The sequence below is a fragment of the Thermomonas haemolytica genome (assembly GCF_004346265.1).
In the GTDB taxonomy this organism is placed as follows: Bacteria; Pseudomonadota; Gammaproteobacteria; order Xanthomonadales; family Xanthomonadaceae; genus Thermomonas; species Thermomonas haemolytica.
This window is the reverse complement of sequence record NZ_SMAP01000009.1, coordinates 62,992-78,855: the sequence shown is the minus strand read 5'-3', so window position 1 is coordinate 78,855 and position 15,864 is coordinate 62,992. Positions and strand designations below refer to the sequence as shown.

At 72.3% G+C, this 15,864-nt stretch carries 16 protein-coding genes; 3 read left to right on the top strand and 13 right to left on the bottom strand.

What is annotated here, in order from left to right:
- Positions 1-3: 3 nt before the first annotated feature.
- From EDC34_RS10625 to rsmG, 8 genes are all read right to left on the bottom strand, one after another.
- On the bottom strand, positions 4-1,152 hold the full coding sequence (locus EDC34_RS10625) for an efflux RND transporter periplasmic adaptor subunit (protein WP_114960765.1): 1,149 nt from the start codon (positions 1,150-1,152) through the stop codon (positions 4-6).
- Positions 1,153-1,433: 281 nt separating this feature from the next.
- A complete protein-coding gene (locus EDC34_RS10620; protein WP_240311120.1) occupies positions 1,434-2,840 on the bottom strand; it encodes a sensor histidine kinase in 1,407 nt (468 codons plus the stop codon).
- 7 nt (positions 2,841-2,847) lie between these two features.
- Positions 2,848-3,513 carry a response regulator transcription factor gene (locus EDC34_RS10615; RefSeq protein ID WP_114960764.1) on the bottom strand — a complete coding sequence of 222 codons (666 nt, stop codon included), beginning with the start codon at positions 3,511-3,513 and terminating at the stop codon, positions 2,848-2,850.
- A 12-nt stretch (positions 3,514-3,525) separates the two neighbouring features.
- On the bottom strand, positions 3,526-3,876 hold the full coding sequence (locus EDC34_RS10610) for a lipid-A-disaccharide synthase N-terminal domain-containing protein (RefSeq protein WP_162797711.1): 351 nt from the start codon (positions 3,874-3,876) through the stop codon (positions 3,526-3,528).
- The gene (locus tag EDC34_RS10605) at positions 3,873-4,619 is read right to left on the bottom strand and encodes a glycosyltransferase family 2 protein (RefSeq protein WP_114960763.1); all 747 of its coding nucleotides are present in this window, start codon (positions 4,617-4,619) and stop codon (positions 3,873-3,875) included. Before EDC34_RS10605 ends, EDC34_RS10610 begins: the two co-directional genes overlap by 4 nt.
- Before the next feature lie 14 nt (positions 4,620-4,633).
- The gene (locus tag EDC34_RS10600) at positions 4,634-5,575 is read right to left on the bottom strand and encodes a ParB/RepB/Spo0J family partition protein (protein WP_114960762.1); all 942 of its coding nucleotides are present in this window, start codon (positions 5,573-5,575) and stop codon (positions 4,634-4,636) included.
- Complete coding sequence (locus tag EDC34_RS10595) at positions 5,572-6,366, bottom strand: ParA family protein (RefSeq protein ID WP_114960761.1); 795 nt, start codon at positions 6,364-6,366, stop codon at positions 5,572-5,574. Before EDC34_RS10595 ends, EDC34_RS10600 begins: the two co-directional genes overlap by 4 nt.
- A gap of 62 nt (positions 6,367-6,428) precedes the next feature.
- Positions 6,429-7,070, bottom strand: coding sequence for a 16S rRNA (guanine(527)-N(7))-methyltransferase RsmG (gene rsmG, locus EDC34_RS10590; protein ID WP_114960760.1), 642 nt, complete (start codon positions 7,068-7,070; stop codon positions 6,429-6,431).
- A gap of 209 nt (positions 7,071-7,279) precedes the next feature.
- On the opposite strand from rsmG, the gene EDC34_RS10585 reads away from it, so the two are divergent.
- Positions 7,280-7,534, top strand: a complete 255-nt coding sequence (locus EDC34_RS10585) for a GlsB/YeaQ/YmgE family stress response membrane protein (RefSeq protein WP_114960759.1) — start codon at positions 7,280-7,282, stop codon at positions 7,532-7,534.
- A gap of 102 nt (positions 7,535-7,636) precedes the next feature.
- Here the strand turns inward: EDC34_RS10585 and xth are convergent, their stop codons facing one another.
- A complete protein-coding gene (xth, locus tag EDC34_RS10580; RefSeq protein WP_114960758.1) occupies positions 7,637-8,407 on the bottom strand; it encodes an exodeoxyribonuclease III in 771 nt (256 codons plus the stop codon).
- A gap of 21 nt (positions 8,408-8,428) precedes the next feature.
- Positions 8,429-9,841, bottom strand: a complete 1,413-nt coding sequence (locus EDC34_RS10575) for a coniferyl aldehyde dehydrogenase (protein WP_114960757.1) — start codon at positions 9,839-9,841, stop codon at positions 8,429-8,431.
- 49 nt (positions 9,842-9,890) lie between these two features.
- Here EDC34_RS10575 and EDC34_RS10570 point away from each other — a divergent pair, with 49 nt between their 5' ends.
- Positions 9,891-10,430, top strand: coding sequence for a gamma carbonic anhydrase family protein (locus EDC34_RS10570; RefSeq protein ID WP_114960756.1), 540 nt, complete (start codon positions 9,891-9,893; stop codon positions 10,428-10,430).
- 18 nt (positions 10,431-10,448) lie between these two features.
- Here EDC34_RS10570 and aroE read toward each other — a convergent pair whose 3' ends face one another.
- From aroE to EDC34_RS10555, 3 genes are read right to left on the bottom strand one after another with little or no spacing between them, the layout of a single operon-like run.
- Positions 10,449-11,282: a shikimate dehydrogenase gene (aroE, locus tag EDC34_RS10565; protein WP_114960755.1), complete on the bottom strand. Its 834-nt coding sequence runs from the start codon at positions 11,280-11,282 to the stop codon at positions 10,449-10,451.
- A 16-nt stretch (positions 11,283-11,298) separates the two neighbouring features.
- The gene (hemB, locus tag EDC34_RS10560; RefSeq protein WP_114960754.1) at positions 11,299-12,300 is read right to left on the bottom strand and encodes a porphobilinogen synthase; all 1,002 of its coding nucleotides are present in this window, start codon (positions 12,298-12,300) and stop codon (positions 11,299-11,301) included.
- Positions 12,301-12,351: 51 nt separating this feature from the next.
- Positions 12,352-13,341, bottom strand: a complete 990-nt coding sequence (locus EDC34_RS10555) for a chorismate transformation FkbO/Hyg5 family protein (protein WP_240311119.1) — start codon at positions 13,339-13,341, stop codon at positions 12,352-12,354.
- Positions 13,342-13,484: 143 nt separating this feature from the next.
- On the opposite strand from EDC34_RS10555, the gene EDC34_RS10550 reads away from it, so the two are divergent.
- A complete protein-coding gene (locus tag EDC34_RS10550) occupies positions 13,485-15,806 on the top strand; it encodes a S9 family peptidase (protein ID WP_114960753.1) in 2,322 nt (773 codons plus the stop codon).
- Positions 15,807-15,864: the final 58 nt, after the last annotated feature.

Below are 15,864 nucleotides of genomic sequence, written 5' to 3'. Positions count from 1 at the left end.
GCCTCACTGCGCGGGGGCGCTGGCGGACACGGCGGCCGGCGTCGGCAGCAGCGCCTTCAGGGCGGCGGTGCCGCGGGTCACCACGTCCATCCCGGGGCGCAGCGTGGGTGCCTGCACCACCGCGTGCACGCCATCGTTCCCGAGCACGCGGGTGATGCGCACGGCGCGGAAGCGGTCGCCGTCGCGGGCATAGGCCACGTGGCGCTCGCCGTCCGGCAGCAGCGCCTGGGCCGGGATCGCCAGCGCGTCGGCCGGTGCCGGCAGCAGCAGGGTGACCGCGAAGCGTTCGCCGGGGACATGCCCGGCGGGGTCCTCGAAGCGGGCGCGCACCGGCACTTGCTGGCTGGCCGGGTCGAGGTCGGCGCCGATCGCCGCCACCCGCGCCGCGCTGCCGTCGGCCAGCGCCACCCGCAGCCCCGGCGCGAGCTGCGCGCGCAGGCCGGCGGCGACCGCGAAGCCGATGTCCAGGCGCGCGGGATCGGCGATCAGCAGCGCCGGTTCCTGCGCCTGCAGCGCGTCCCCGGGGCGCACCATGCGCCGCAGCACCTTGCCGGGGATCGGTGCCAGCAGTTCGACCTCGCCGCCCTCCGCCAGGCGCACCCGCGCCCCGCCGAGGGCATCGCGCGCGCGCGCGAGTTCCGCCTGCGCGGCACGCGCCTGGGCCTGGCTCTGTTCGCTGCGCGCCGCCGGGATGATGCCTTCCGCCAGCAGCTGCGCGTCGCGCCGCGCCTGGCGGCTGGCCACGTCCGCCTCGCTGCCGGCGCGCGCCAGCTCGGCGCCTGCGCGCAGCGCCTCCGGGCTGCGCAGGCGCAGCACCGGCTGCCCGGCACGCACCTGCTCGCCTTCGTGCACCAGCAGCGCCGAGACCGTGCCCGCCCACGGCGAGGCCACCTGCTGGCTGGCCTCCAGTGGGGCCTCGGTCTGCGCCGGCAGGCCGGTGACCGGCACGCTGTCGGCGCGCCGCACCGGTGCCAGCGCGATGCCCAGCCCCTGCACCTGCGAAGGCGCCAGCTGCACACTGCCGTCGGGGGCGGCGGCCGGAGGCGCGGCGGCGGTGGTGGTTTCGCTGCGCGGCCACAGCCGCCAACCCAGCAGGACGAGGATGACGGCGGCAGCGGCGATGCCGGCGGCGCGGCGCAGGCGCGGGTTCATCGCCGCACCCCGTGCGGGCGCTCGGAACGGAGGGGCGTACGCGGGATCCTGGGCAACATGGCGGCGTCCGGCGGGCGGAAGGGGCCGCCAGCTTCGCGCGCCAGGCTTTGGGCTTGCTTAAGACGCCACCGGCAGGTGCAGGGCCGGGACGCGGGTCGCCGGCTTTCCTATCCGCGCGTGGTGAGCGTGTCGGGGGAGGAACCGGCCCGTCCGTGGTTCGACAGGCTCACCACGAACGGGGGCTAACCATAAGTGGGAAAGGCTTGCTACGAACGAGGTGCTCACAGCGCTGGCAGCGGGCCGATGCGGGCCTGCAGCTGGCCGTCTTCCAGCGCGAATTCCAGCGGGACCGCGAGCGCGTCCGCGAGCGCCCGGCACAGGGCCAGGCCGAGGCCGGCATGCAGCGCGGTGCCGCCTTCGCCTTCGCGGCGCCAGAAGCGTTCGCCGAAGTGGGCCAGGTCGGCCTCCGCCAGTGCGGGCGCGGGATTCCCCACCACCAGGCGCCAACCGTCCGGGGTCCGCCACAGGTGGACCCGCACGCGGCTGGCGGGCGGCGCGTACTCGATGGCGTTGTCCAGCAGGTTGCTGGCCAACCGTTCCAGCATCCCGGCATCGCCCATGCACCAGGCGCTGGCGGGCAGGGTGTCGGCCAGCTCCAGCGCGCGCGCCTGCAGCCGCGGCGCGGCGGCGTCCAGCAGCGTGCGCAGCTGGGCGGCGAGGTCGAACGGATCGGCGGAGGGCCGTTCCAGCCCGGACTCGATGCGCGCCAGGGTCAGCAGCGATTCGATGCTGCGCTGCATGCGCTGGCTGGCCTCGAGGCTGGCCTGCAATGCCCGCCGCGCCGGCGCGTCCTGTACCTGCGGCAGGGCGGCCTCGGCGCTGGCGCGGATCTCGGCCACCGGGGTGCGCAGCTCGTGCGCCACGTCGCGGGCGAAGCGGCGCTCGCGCTGCAGCGCCAGGCGCAAGCGCTCCACGCCGGTCTGCAGGGCCTGCGCGAACGGATGCAACTCGGTGGGCAGGTCGTCGGGCAGCCGCGCGGGGGTGTCGGCATCCACGCTTGCGACCTGCGTGCGCAGCCGTTCCAGCAATCCGAAGCTGCGCCCGACCAGCCACAGGCTGAGCAGCACCACCACCACCAGCGCCAGCGCGATCCCGGAGGTCAGCAGCATGTGCACGCGGCGTTCCACCGAATCCCAATGCGCGCGCTCGGTGCCTACTGCGAGCACGCCCGGGCGGCCGTCGGCATCCACCAGCGCCCGTGCCAGCAGGCGCCCGGCATGGCCGTCCGGCAGGCGGGCGTCGTAGTAGCGCGGCAGCGCCCCGGCGCCCGGCGCGGGCCACGGCAGCGCCAGCCCGTGGCTGTTCGGCGAGGTGGCCAGCACCCGGCCGTCGCGGTCGAACAGGGTGTAGAACTCGGTATGCCCGTCCTCCTGGTAGTCCGCCAGCGGCAGGTCGGCGCCGTGGCGCTGCAGGGAATGCGCGATCACCTCGGCGCGCAGGGTCAGGCCCTGGTCGAGATGGGCGTAGATCTCGCGGTCGATCAGGGTATCCAGCAGCACGAACAGCAGCGCCAGCACGGCGCCGGCGGCCAGCGCCAGCTGCCAGGCTAGGCGGTGGCGCAGCGACCAGTCGCGCCCGCGGGCGGCGTGCGGCGGCGGTTCGGGCGGCGTGGGCAGGGGCGTGCTCATGGGTGCTTCACGGGATGGTGTAGCCGAAGCCGCGGCGGGTCTGGATCGGGTTGCCGGCACCGGCGCGCGCCAGCTTGGCACGCAGGGTGCTCAGGATCACCTCCACCACCTTGTCGGAGGCATCGCTGCCGTGGTCGTACAGGCGCTCGAACAGCTGCGCGCGCGAGAGTACGTGGCCGCGTTCGCGCAACAGCACCTCCAGCAGCGCGTATTCCTTGGGCGAGAGGCCGAGGTCGCGGCCGGCGTGGCGGGCCAGGCGCAGGCGCGGGTCCAGTTCGATCGCCCCGATACGCAGCAGCGGCTGCTGCGCGCGCGGCGGGCGCCGCACCAGCGCACGCAGGCGCGCCAGCAGCTCGTCCAGCGCGAACGGCTTCACCAGGTAGTCGTCGGCGCCGGCATCCAGCGCGCGCACGCGGTCGGCCACCTGATCGCGCGCCGACAGCACCAGCACCGGCACCGCGTCGCCGCCCGCGCGCAGGCGCTCGAGCACGGCAAAGCCATCCAGCCGGGGCAGCATCAAGTCGAGCACCACCGCAGCGTAGGCGTGCGCGTGCAGGTGGGCCAGCGCCTGCTGGCCGTCGGTGGCGAGGTCGCAGGCGTGGCCGGCGCGCTCCAGGTGGTCGTGCAGGGCCTGCCCGAGCACCGCGGAATCCTCGACCAGCAGCACCCGCATCGCATGCCTCCCTCAGTGGCTGTTGCGGTCGCGCTTCCAGCCGCGGTGGCGGATGTCCAGGTACAGGCTGTAGCAGGCGGTGAAGCTGGGGAACAGGTTCTGCAGGATGCCGACCGCGTCGTTCTTGCCGAAGATGAAATAGCTCAGTGTCATCACGCTGCCGAGGATGCTCATGTACCAGAACAGGCGCGGGATCACCGGCTTGCCGTGGCGGCGGCTGGCGATGAACTGCACCAGCCAGCGCCCGCCGAACATCAGCGCGCCGACCAGCCCGATCAGCTTCCACGGGCTCATGTGGATGCCGGTCCAGGCCAGCGCGGCCAGCGGCGTGTCCATGAACCCCGGCGCCGGCGCGGCGATCATCGCGGCCCGCCCTGGCCGGGCAGTTCCTCCACCGCGGTGCGGCGGCTGCGCTGGATCAGCCAAGCCACGCCCAGCAGGTCCTTGATGCCGACCAGCGCGCGCCCGAGGTTGGTGTACTTGGACACGCCCGCGGTGCGGTGGCGGTGGTTGACCGGCACGCTCACGGTCTGCCAGCCGGCGCGCTGCATCAGCGCCGGCAGGTAGCGGTGCATGTGGTCAAAGTAGGGCAGGTCGAGGAAGGCCTCGCGCTCGAACAGCTTGATCCCGCAGCCGGTGTCCGGGGTGGCGTCGCGCAGCAGGCGCGAGCGGATCGCGTTGGCGAACTTGCTGGCCCAGCGCTTGCTGCCGCTGTCCTGCCGGTTCACCCGCCAGCCGGCGAACAGCTTCACCTCCGGCGCGGAGGCATCGCGTTTGGCCAGCAGCGCCGGGATGTCGGCCGGGTCGTTCTGGCCGTCGCCGTCCAGGGTGGCGATCCACGGCGCGCGCGCGGCCTTCACCCCGTTGCGCACTGCGGTGCTCTGGCCGGCGTTGGTGAGGTGGCGGACCACGCGCAGCTCCGGCGTGGTGGCCTGCAGTTCGCGCAGGCGCGCCAGGGTGGCGTCGCGCGAGGTGTCGTCCACGTACACGATTTCGAAATCGATGCGGCCGCGCAGCGCCGCGAGGATTTCGGCCACCAGCGGGGCGACGTTGTCCTCCTCGTTGTGGACGGGGACGACGACCGAGAGTTGCAGGGAATCAGGCATGCGGGGTACGGGCTTCAATGACGGTTGCGCAGGCGCTCGAGCACGCCGTCAAGCGCATCCAGATTGGCGTAGTGGATCACCAGCTTGCCCCTGTTGCCGCGGCCGTTGAGCACGCTGACCTTGCTGCCCAGGGCCTCCGACAGCTCGCGCTCGAGCGCGGCGATGTCGGCCTGCGGCGCCTTCGCCTTGGGCGCGGGCTTCTTCGGCTCGGTGGGCACCTTGCCGGCGGCGAGCTGCTGCACGCGATGTTCCACCTGGCGCACCGACCAGCCTTCCTCGGCGGCCTGCCTGGCCAATGCCACCGCCATCGGCTCGGCCAGCGGCAGCAGCGCGCGCGCGTGGCCCATCTCGATCGCGCCGGTCTGCACCAGCACCCGCACCGCCTCCGGCAGTTCCAGCAGGCGCAGCAGGTTGGAGACCGCGGCGCGCGAGCGGCCCACGGCTTCCGCGGCGGCGGCGTGGGTGAGGTCGAACTCGTCGATCAGCCGCTGCAGCGCCTGCGCTTCCTCCAGCGGGTTGAGGTCCTCGCGCTGGATGTTCTCGATCAGCGCCATCGCCACCACGGTGCGGTCGTCCACCTCGCGGATGACCACCGGCACCTCGCTCAGGCCGGCGCGCTGGCTGGCGCGCCAGCGGCGTTCGCCGGCGATGATCTCGTAGGTGCGGCCGCCGCGGCCGTTGGCATCGCGGTGCTCGCGCACGACGATCGGCTGGATCACGCCCTGGGTGCGGATCGAGGCCGCCAGTTCCTCCAGCTTGGCGTCGTCCATGGTGCGGCGCGGCTGGTACTTGCCCGGCACCATCGCGTCCACCGGCAGGGTGCGCAGCACGTCGCCGGGCATCGCCTGCAGCGCCGGCGCTTCCGCCGCGGCCTTCGGCCCCAGCAGCGCCTCCAGCCCGCGCCCCAGCCCACGCTTCTTGGCCGCCACCTTCGCCGCCTCCTTGCCCGCCGTCATGCCGCTTTCTCCTTCTGCCGCTGTTCGCGTTCGCGCTGGCGGCGCAGCACCTCGCCGGCCAGCCCGAGGTAGGCCACGCTGCCGCGGCTGGCGCGGTCGTAGCCGAGGATGCTCTGGCCGTGGCTGGGCGCTTCCGCCAGGCGCACGTTGCGCGGCACGATGGTGCGGAACACGAGGTCGCCGAAGTGGTTGGTGAGCTCGGCAGACACCGCGTTGGCGAGGTTGTTGCGCACGTCGAACATGGTGCGCAGCACGCCCTCGATCTCCAGCGCCGGGTTGAAGCGGCCCTTCAGGCCCTCGATGGTGTCGATCAGCGCCGACAGCCCTTCCAGCGCGTAGTACTCGCACTGCATCGGCACCAGCACCGAATCGGCCGCGGTCAGTGCGTTCAGGGTCAGCACCGACAGCGACGGCGGGCAGTCGACCAGAATGAAATCGTAGTCGCCGCGCACCTGCGCGAGCGCGGCCTTGAGCCGGCCCTCGCGGCCCTGCGCATCCAGCAGGCGGATTTCGGCGGCGGTCAGGTCGATGTTGCCGGGCAGCAGGGCGTAGCCGTCGGCGCAGGCCACGATGGCCTCGGCCGGGGTGGCCTCGCCCAGCAGCACGTCGGTCACCGAGGCACCGAGCTCGCGCTTGTCGATCCCGCTGCCCATGGTGGCGTTGCCCTGCGGGTCGAGGTCCACCAGCAGCACGCGCTTGGGCGTGCGCGCCAACGCCGCGGCGAGGTTGACGGCGGTGGTGGTCTTGCCGACCCCGCCCTTCTGGTTGGCAATGGCGATGATGCGGGCCATGCGGCGTGTGTTTCCTGCGGAAGGGGCCGGCGCGGGGCGGCCCGGGGACGGTCGATTATGCCCTATGCCTGGCGGCGGGCGATTTCCAGCAGGTGGCGTTCGGCCACCAGCCCGGGAACCTGCAGCGGATGGATGGCCGCCACCTGCCAGCCGGGCGGCAGCGCCGCGATCTCGTCCGCCGGGACCACGCCCTTCATCGCCAGCAGGCGGCCGGCGGGCGCCAGCAGGTGCCCGCCCAGCTCCAGGATCAGCGGCAGCGTGGCCAGCGCGCGCGCGGTGATGGCCGCGAACGGCGCGGCCGGGCGGAACGCCTCGATCCGCGATTCGGCCACCTGCACGTTGCCCAGCTTGAGCTGGCGCACCGCCTCGCGCAGGAAGCGCGCCTTCTTGCCGTTGCTTTCCACCAGCGTCACCTGTAGCCCGGGCGTGACGATCGCCAGCGGGATGCCGGGCAGCCCGGGGCCGCTGCCGAGGTCCGCCAGCGCGGCGAGCCCGCGCACGAACGGCTGCATCGCCAGAGAATCCAGCAGGTGCTTGGCCAGCATCTCGCGCGGATCGCGGATGGCGGTGAGGTTGTAGGTGGCGTTCCAGCGCGCCAGCAGCGCGAGGTAGTCGAGCAGCGGCCCGGCCAGGGCGGGCTCCTGCGCAAGCTGCGCCAGCCCGGCTTCGAGCTCGGGGCGCAGGGCGGCGATGTCGGCGGTCATGCGCACAGTATGCCGCGCACCGGCCCGCCGTCACGCCGCGCCGGCATGGCTGAACGCCCGGTCAGGTGTGCGAAGGCGGTCATCACGCGCTGGCAGGCAAGCTGGTTCACGCCGGCGAGAGGCATGCGCCGGCATCCGCAGGCCCGGCGCTGGCCGGACCGCCCACGTCGATCTCCGGATCGACCCATCATCGAGGGAGTGCATAGTCCATGAGCCTCATCGTCATGTTGATCGTCGGCGGCATCGCCGGCTGGCTGGCCAGCATCATCATGCGCACCGACGCGCAGCAGGGGATCATCCTCAACATCGTGGTCGGCATCATCGGCGGCGTGATCGGCGGCTACGTGCTGCCGATGGTCGGCCTGAGCTTCGCCGGCTGGGTCGGCTACCTGATCACCGCGCTGATCGGCGCGATCATCCTGCTGGCGATCGTCAACCTGTTCCGCCGCGGCAGCGTGCGCTGACGCCGCTGCCGGCGCCGGCCTCCCCCGCGGCGCGGCGCGACAGGGATGTCCCGCGAAGGCCCGGTGTGCCGGGCCTTCGTGTTTCCTACCTCCGCCGCCGGCTCAGCCGAGGACGACGAACGCCGGGGCGTGGTCGCTGGGGCGTTCCCAGGTGCGCGGGGTGCGGTCGATGCCGGCCTCCAAGGTGGCCTCGCGCAGCGCGTCGGACACCAGAGTCAGGTCGATGCGCAGGCCCAGGTTGCGGCGGAACGCGGCCTGCCGGTAGTCCCACCAGCTGAAGATGCCACCTTCCTCGCTGTGCAGGCGCAGGCCGTCGTGCAGGCCCAGCGCCAGCAGCTGGCGGAGCGCCTCGCGTTCCGGCGCGGAGGTGAGGATATGGTCATCGTTCCAGGTGGCCGGGTCGTGCACGTCGCGTTCGTCCGGGGCGATGTTGAAGTCGCCCAGCACCACCAGCTGCGGATGCCGCCGCAGCTCGTCAGCCAGCCACTCTCGCACCGCTTCCAGCCAGCGCAGCTTGTAGGCGTATTTCTCGCTGCCCACCTCCTGCCCGTTGACCACGTACAGGTTGACGATGCGCACGCCGTCCACCGTCGCCGCGATCGCCCGCGCCTGGTCGTCTGCAAAGCCCGGGATGCCCACCTGCACGTCCGTCAGGGCGCGATCGCGCGCCAGGATCGCCACCCCGTTGTAGGTCTTCTGGCCATGGAACACGCTGCGGTAGCCAGCCTCCAGCAGCGCCGCATCCGGGAAGCGGTGGTCCTCCAGCTTGGTTTCCTGCAGGCCCACCACGTCCGGCGCGGCCTGCTGCAGCCACTGTTGCAGCTGTGGCAGGCGCACGTTGAGCGAGTTGACGTTCCAGCTGGCGATTTTCATCCGTCGGGTCCTTGCGCGGTGTCAGCGGATGATACGGTCCAGCAGCCAGCGCACCTTCGCATACGGCGGCTTGAGCAGGTCGCCGGCGGTCAGGCGCGCCTGGCGGAACACCGGCAGCTGCTTGCTCATGGCGTCGAAGCCGGCGCGCGCGTGGTAGGCGCCCATGCCGCTGGGGCCTACCCCGCCGAACGGCAGGTTGCCGATCGCAAAGTGGAACAGGGTGTCGTTGATGCTCACCCCGCCGGCGAGGGTGGCATCGAGGATGCGCCGCACCGTGGCGCGGTCGTGGCTGAAGGGGTACAGCGCCAGCGGGCGGTCGTGCGCGTTGACGTAGGCGATCGCCTCCTCCAGCGTGTGGTAGCCCTTCACCGGCAGGATCGGCCCGAAGATCTCCTCCTGCATCACCCGCGCATCGTCGCCCGGGTCCAGCAGCACGGTCGGCGGCAACAGGCGCTGCGCCGGGTCGGCGCTGCCGGCGAGGGGGGTGGCCTCGATGCCGCGCGCGCGCGCATCGTCGAGATAGCCCTGCAGGCGTGCGTACTGGCCGGCGTTGATGATGCGGGTGTAGTCCTCGCGGTTGTCGAGGTTGGCGCCGTAGCGCGCCACCACTTCCGCCCGCAGGGCCGCGACGAACGCATCGCGCTGTGCCGCCGGCACCAGCACGTAGTCGGGCGCGATGCAGGTCTGGCCGCCGTTGAACCACTTGCCGGTGGCGATCCGCGCGGCCGCTTTCTCCAGTGGAAAGTCGGGGCACACGATCGCCGGCGACTTGCCGCCCAGCTCCAGGGTCAGCGGGGTCAGGTTGGCGGCGGCGGCGGCCATCACCTTGCGCCCGACCGCGGTGGAGCCGGTGAACACCAGGTGGTCGAACGGCAGGCCGGCGAAGGCCGCGCCCACGTCCGCGCCGCCGGTGGCCACCGCCACGCGGTCGGGCGGGAACACCTCCGCCAGCAGGTCGCGCAGGAAGGCGCTGGTGCGCGGGGTGTGTTCGGACGGCTTGAGATAGACATGGTTGCCGGCGGCGATCGCCGTGGCCAGCGGGATCAGCGCCAGGTTGACCGGGTAGTTCCACGGCGCGATCACCCCGACCACGCCCAGCGGATGCGGTTCGATCCACGCCCGCCCCGGCCAGAAGCGCCAGCCCACGCCGACCCGCCGCGGGCGCATCCAGCTGTGCAGGTGCGTGAGCAGGTGGTCGATGTCGTTGAGCACGGTCATGCCGTCGGCGATCCGGCTCTCGTCCAGCGCGCGGTGGCCGAAGTCGGCGGCGATGGTGCGCGCCATCTCGTCCAGCCGGTCCTTCAGCGCCGCACGCAGCCGGCGCAGGTCGTCGCGGCGTTGGGTGAAATCGGGTTTGCGCGCCTGCCAGGCCGCGCGCAGGCGGTCGAGGGTGGGGCGCAGGTCGGCGATCGGGGTGTCGGCGGCGGTGTCCATACGGGCCAGTGTAGTGCGGATGGCGGGCGAATCCAGCGATAATCCGCGCATGGATCTTCGCCCCTATCGCGGTATTTCCCCCACCCTCGGCGCGCGCTGCTACGTAGATCCGCGTGCGAGCGTGATCGGCGACGTGGTGCTGGGCGAGGATGTCTCGGTGTGGCCGTACACGGTGATCCGCGGCGACGTGAACTTCGTGCGCATCGGCGACCGCACCAATATCCAGGACGGCAGCGTCATCCACGTCAGCCACGACGGCCCGCATGCCAGGTTGGGCGGGTTTGCCACCCGCATCGGCAGCGACGTCACCATCGGCCACAAGGCGATCATCCATGCCTGCACGATCGAGGATGCGGTGCTGATCGGGATGGGCGCGACCGTGCTGGATGGTGCGGTGGTGAAGAAGCACGCCTTCGTCGGCGCCGGCGCACTGGTGCCGCCGGGCAAGGTGGTGGGCGAGGGCGAGCTGTGGCTGGGCAACCCGGCCAGGAAGGCGCGCCTGCTCAGCGATGCCGAGATCGAGGCGCTCTACTACAGCGCCGCGCACTACGTGCGCCTGAAGGACGAGTACCTGCGCGCTGGCGGGTGAGGCCGCGCCGCGGCCGGGTCAGTCGCCGGCGGCCGGCGATGTTTCCACGCGTGCGCGCAGCGCGGCGTACACCGCATCGGTCTCCGGGCGCACGCCGTGCCAGAGCGAAAAGCTTTCCGCGGCCTGCTCCACCAGCATGCCCAGCCCGTCCAACGCCTGCGCGCAGCCGGCGGCGCGCGCCCAGGCCAGGAACGCCACCGCACTGGCGCCGTAATTGAGATCGACCGCGACGCTGCGCGGCGCCACCAGCGCCATCGGCAGCACCGGCAGCGCGCCGGTGCGGGTGGCGGCGGTGGCGTTCACCAGCAGGTCGAATTCGCCGAGGTCGGATAGCGCGTCCCAGCCGCGGGGATGCACCCGCGCCGGATCGCCCAGCGCGTCCGCCAGCGCATCGGCGCGCTCTGCGGTGCGGTTGGCGATGTAGAGCGAATGGATGCCGGCATCCAGCAGCGCGGGCGCCACGCCGCGCGCGGCCCCGCCGGCGCCCAGCAGCAGCACGCGGCGATCGCGCAGGTCCAGGCCGTGGCGTTCGGTGAGGTCGCGCACCAGGCCGAGGCCGTCGGTGTTGTCGCCGCGCCAGCCATCGCCCTCGTGCAGGAGCGTGTTCACCGCGCCGGCGCGCTGCGCGCGCGCGCTGGTCGAGCGGCACAGGGCGAAGGCATCCTCCTTCAGCGGCAGGGTGACATTGGCCCCGTCCACCCCGCTGGCGGCAAGCTTTTCTGCGAAATCGCCATGCCCGGCCTCGATCGCGACGTATTCCAGCGCGATACCGGTCTGGCGCGCGAACGCGGCGTGGATGAACGGCGAGAGCGAGTGCGCGATGGGTGATCCGAACACGGCGTAGCGGCGCATCGCGGGCCTCCGGGGCTCAGCCGCGCAGCCAGCGCGCGGCGTCCAGCGCGAAGTAGGTGAGGATGCCATCGGCGCCGGCACGCTTGAACGCGGTCAGCGTTTCCATCGCCACCATCTTCTCGTCGATCCAGCCGTTGGCGGCGGCGGCCTTGATCATCGCGTACTCGCCGCTGACCTGGTAGGCGTAGGTCGGGCGCCTGAAGTGCTGCTTCACCCGGTACAGCACGTCCAGATACGGAAGGCCCGGCTTCACCATCACCATGTCGGCGCCTTCGGCCAGGTCGAGGCCGACTTCGTGCAGCGCCTCGTCCGAGTTGGCCGGGTCCATCTGGTAGGTGTACTTGTTGCCCTTGCCGAGGTTGCCGGCGCTGCCCACCGCGCTGCGGAACGGGCCGTAGAAGGCGCTGGCGTACTTGGCGCTGTAGGCCATGATGCGGGTGTGGATGAAGCCGCCCGCTTCCAGTGCGCCGCGGATCGCGCCGATGCGGCCGTCCATCATGTCGGACGGCGAGAGCACGTCCACCCCGGCGGCGGCGTGCACCAGCGACTGCTTCACCAGCGCTTCGATGGTCTCGTCGTTGAGGATGTAGCCGCTCTCGTCGATCAACCCGTCCTGGCCGTGGGTGGTGTACGGGTCCAGCGCCTGGTCGCTCATCACGCCAAGTTCGGGGAAGCGCGCCTTCAGTGCGCGGATGGCGCGCGGGACGATCCCGTTCTCATCCCAGGCGATGCGGCCGTCGGCGGTCTTGGCGGCGGGGTCGGGCACGCCGAACAGGTCCAGCATCGGCACGCCCAGTTCCAGCGCCTGCTCGCCCACGCGCAGCAGTTCGTCGATCGACAGCCGCTCCACGCCCGGCATCGAACCGACCGGGGCGCGGCCCTGTTCCTCATGGACGAAAACCGGGTAGATCAGGTCGTTGGTGGTGAGTACGGTCTCGCGCATCAGCCGGCGCGAGAACGCGTCGCGGCGCATGCGCCGCGGACGGACGGGGAGCTGCAGAGCGGAGGGAGCGTTCATGGTGCGCAAGTGTACGCCCGCGTCCGTCGCGGCCGCAGTGTTGGCGCGCGCTCAGCGCAGGATGCCGTCGATCTCGACCTGCAGCTCGCGCCGGCACACGTGGCCGTGCAGGACGATACGCGGCACCTGCGGCAACTGCGCCTGCAGCCAGGCGTCCACCGCCGGCAGCGCGGCGGCGTCGCGCACGTAGGCCTTCAGCCGTGCCTGCGGGCCCGGTTGCGATGGCAGCGCCGGGCGCAGCGCGCGCGCGGTGGCGATCAGGCTGTGCAGGTTGGCCAGGATTTCCTGCAGCTGCCCGTGCAGCGAACCGTCGTGCTGCGAGGCATGGCCGACCACCGCGGCGGTGCCGGACAGCAGCAGCGGCATCGCCTCGGACGCCGGCAGCAGCGCGCGCGCGAAGCCGGGCGGCTGCGGGCCGTACTGGCGCGGGTAGCGCCAGGCTTCCACCTGGCGCGGGTTTTCCAGCGGCGTGCCGGCCTCGCGCGCCGCCAGCCAGTACAGCTGGAAGCGGCCGGTGCGCATGGGATGCCCGATCGCGGTCGCCGCGGGCAGTTCGCCGGGCGCCAGTTCGCGCCCGATGCCGCGCGCGCGGCCCACGCAGAAGCGGCGGTAGCGCTCCGCGTCGCCCTCGCCGTCGGTGATCGCGTCCAGGTAGTTCCAGATCCGCAGCGGATGCGGGTAGTCGCCCTGCGCCAGCCAGCGGCGCAGGCGTGCATAGGCCTCTGCCGCCGCCGCGTCGGCATCGCCGTCGTCCGGGATTTCAAGGGCCCCGAACTGCAGGCCGCCGCCTGCGCTCCAGGCGATGTCGTCGTCGCGCCCGTGGACTACTTCGGCTTCGACCTGCCAGCATTCCAGCGGGGCTTGACCGACCGCGGGCAGGGCCACGTGCAGATAGCGCGGGTCGGGGTGCGAAGCCGGTGCCGTGTCCCCGAAGCCAAACACGGCGAGGGTGCGCGGGTCGGCCAGCACCGCCGCCGGCGGCGCGGCCACGTGGTCGATCCGCAGCGCGGCGGGCGGGGAGGCGGTGGAGGGCAGGGACATCAGGCCGCGCATGATAGCGCGCGCCCCGTCCGGCCCCGGCGCCGCGCCGCGGGACGCCCCCACCATCGGCACGGGTGGCTGGGGCGGCGACGCGCTAGGATCGCGGGCGTTGCGCCTGGGCGCGAGGATCGGATGAGGATGCGATGGGACGGATCGACATGGCGGCCTGCCTGCTGGCAGGGGGGATGCTGATGGCGGGCGGCGCCACGGCGCAGGCGGTGACCGCGGCCGACTACGCGCGCGCGGCCGGCATGCTGGGCGACCGCACCGCGCCGCTGGTGGACCACCTGGTCAGCGGCGGGCAGTGGCTGGACGACGGCAGCCTGGTCTACCGCGAGCAGACCGACGGCAAGACCCGCGTGCTGCGGTTCGACCCCGCCACCGGCACGTCCGCGCCCGCGTTCGATCCGCAGGCCCTGGCCGATGCCATCAACCTGGCCGCCGGCGGCAAGGGCCGGCCGGTGACCGCGGAGCGGCTGCCGCCGATGCAGATCAAGCGCGCTGCCGACGGCGCGCTGGTGCTGACCAGCGCGTTCGGCCCGGGGGCGTTCCGCTGCGACGCCGCCGGCTGCAAGGCGGTGGCGCGCGCCGCGTCCGGCAGCGAGCCGGGTGCGCCGTCGCCGGACGGCACCCGCGAGGCCTTCGTGCGCGACTGGAACCTGTGGCTGCGCGACGTCGCCACCGGCAAGGAGACCCAGCTCACCTTCGACGGCCAGCCCGACTACGGCTACGCCACCGACAACGCCGGCTGGAAGCACACCGACAACGCGATCGTGGTGTGGTCGCCGGACGGCAAGAAGATCGCCACCTTCCGCCAGGACCAGCGCAAGACCAGCACCATGACCCTGGTCGCCACCAACGTCGGCGCGCCCAAGGTCGAGCAGTGGAAGTACCCGTTCGCCGGCGACAAGGACGTGACCCTGATCGAGCGCGTCATCATCGACCTGTCCGCTGACGCGCCGCGCACCATCCGCCTGCAGATGCCGCCGGACCAGCACCGCTCCACCTGCGCCGATGACATCGTCTGCGGCGACGGCTGGGAGGACGTGCAGTGGGCGCGCGACGGCAAGACCCTGGCCTTCGTCAGCACCGACCGCGGGCACAAGTCGGCCACCCTGCGCGTGGCCGACGCCGCCACCGGCAAGGTGCGCGACGTGTACACCGAGACCGTGGCCACCCAGTACCAGAGCGCACCGGCGCTGGATTCGGTGAACTGGCGCTACCTGCCGGAGAGCAACGAGTTCCTGTGGTTCAGCCAGAAATCCAACTGGGGCCACCTGTACCTGCACGACCTCGCCACCGGCAAGCTCAAGCGCCAGCTCACCAGCGGCGACTGGAACGTCACCCGCATCCTGCACCTGGATGCCGCCGGGCGCCGCCTGCTGGTCGCCGGCGTCGGCCGCGAGGCCGGGCGCGACCCGTACTACGTGCACGTGTACGCGGTGGGCATGGATGGCGGCGGCGTGCGCCTGCTGACCCCGGAGAACGCCAACCACGCCGCGACCGTCGCGGCCGACGGCAAGTATTTCCTGGATGTGTATTCCACCATCGACAGCGCGCCGGTGGCGGTGGTGCGCGATGCCGCCGGCACGCAGGTGGTGGAACTCGCGCGCGCCGACCTCACCCGCCTGAAGGCCGCCGGCTGGGTGCCGCCGCAGGCGTTCACGGTGAAGGCGCGCGATGGCAAGACCGACCTCTACGGCCAGATGTTCAAGCCGTCGCACTTCGACCCGAACAAGAAGTACCCGATCATCACCTACATCTACCCGGGCCCGCAGGTCGGCTCGGTGCGCAGCCGCAGCTTCCAGCCCGCGCACGGCGACCACCAGGCGCTGGCCGAGCTGGGCTTCGTGGTGATCGCGCTGGACGGCATGTGCACGCCGCTGCGCAGCAAGGCGTTCCAGGACAGCTGCTACGGCAACATGGCCGACAACACCCTGCCCGACCAGGTGGCCGCGCTGAAGCAGCTGGGCGAGCGCTATCCGTGGATCGACACCGCGCGCGCCGGCATCTGGGGCCATTCCGGCGGCGGCAATGCCACCGCGGCGGCGATGTTCCGCTACCCGGACGTGTACAAGGTGGGCATCGCCGAATCCGGCAACCACGACAACCTCAGCTACGAGGACGACTGGGGCGAGCGCTACCAGGGCCTGCTGGAGACCAAGCCCGACGGCACCACCAACTACACCGGGCAGGACAACGCGCCGCTGGCGAAGAACCTCAAGGGCAAGCTGTTCCTGCTGCACGGCATGATGGACGACAACGTGCCGCCGCAGTCCACCCTGCTGGTGGTGGATGCGCTGATCAAGGCCAACAAGGACTTCGACCTGCTGCTGCTGCCGCACGCGCGCCACGGCTACGGTGCGGACAGCTACTACGTGATGCGCCGGCGCTGGGACTACTTCGTGAAGAACCTGCTCGGTGCGGAGCCGCCGAAGGAGTTCGAGCTGAAGCCGCAGTCCTGACGGCCTTGCCCGGAGCGCACGGCACGCCGGCGCCATGGGCGCCGGCATCGCTGCGGGC

Bases quoted from the DNA above. Each gene is read 5' to 3' on its own strand.
- EDC34_RS10595 (WP_114960761.1), bottom strand. From the start codon at position 6,366: ATGGCCCGCATCATCGCCATTGCCAACCAGAAGGGCGGGGTCGGCAAG.
- EDC34_RS10610 (WP_162797711.1), bottom strand. From the start codon at position 3,876: ATGATCGCCGCGCCGGCGCCGGGGTTCATGGACACGCCGCTGGCCGCG.
- EDC34_RS10585 (WP_114960759.1), top strand. From the start codon at position 7,280: ATGAGCCTCATCGTCATGTTGATCGTCGGCGGCATCGCCGGCTGGCTG.
- EDC34_RS10615 (WP_114960764.1), bottom strand. From the start codon at position 3,513: ATGCGGGTGCTGCTGGTCGAGGATTCCGCGGTGCTCGGGCAGGCCCTG.
- EDC34_RS10605 (WP_114960763.1), bottom strand. From the start codon at position 4,619: ATGCCTGATTCCCTGCAACTCTCGGTCGTCGTCCCCGTCCACAACGAG.
- xth (WP_114960758.1), bottom strand. From the start codon at position 8,407: ATGAAAATCGCCAGCTGGAACGTCAACTCGCTCAACGTGCGCCTGCCA.
- EDC34_RS10620 (WP_240311120.1), bottom strand. From the start codon at position 2,840: ATGAGCACGCCCCTGCCCACGCCGCCCGAACCGCCGCCGCACGCCGCC.
- EDC34_RS10550 (WP_114960753.1), top strand. From the start codon at position 13,485: ATGGGACGGATCGACATGGCGGCCTGCCTGCTGGCAGGGGGGATGCTG.
- EDC34_RS10625 (WP_114960765.1), bottom strand. From the start codon at position 1,152: ATGAACCCGCGCCTGCGCCGCGCCGCCGGCATCGCCGCTGCCGCCGTC.
- rsmG (WP_114960760.1), bottom strand. From the start codon at position 7,070: ATGACCGCCGACATCGCCGCCCTGCGCCCCGAGCTCGAAGCCGGGCTG.
- EDC34_RS10570 (WP_114960756.1), top strand. From the start codon at position 9,891: ATGGATCTTCGCCCCTATCGCGGTATTTCCCCCACCCTCGGCGCGCGC.
- hemB (WP_114960754.1), bottom strand. From the start codon at position 12,300: ATGAACGCTCCCTCCGCTCTGCAGCTCCCCGTCCGTCCGCGGCGCATG.
- aroE (WP_114960755.1), bottom strand. From the start codon at position 11,282: ATGCGCCGCTACGCCGTGTTCGGATCACCCATCGCGCACTCGCTCTCG.
- EDC34_RS10575 (WP_114960757.1), bottom strand. From the start codon at position 9,841: ATGGACACCGCCGCCGACACCCCGATCGCCGACCTGCGCCCCACCCTC.
- EDC34_RS10600 (WP_114960762.1), bottom strand. From the start codon at position 5,575: ATGACGGCGGGCAAGGAGGCGGCGAAGGTGGCGGCCAAGAAGCGTGGG.
- EDC34_RS10555 (WP_240311119.1), bottom strand. From the start codon at position 13,341: ATGTCCCTGCCCTCCACCGCCTCCCCGCCCGCCGCGCTGCGGATCGAC.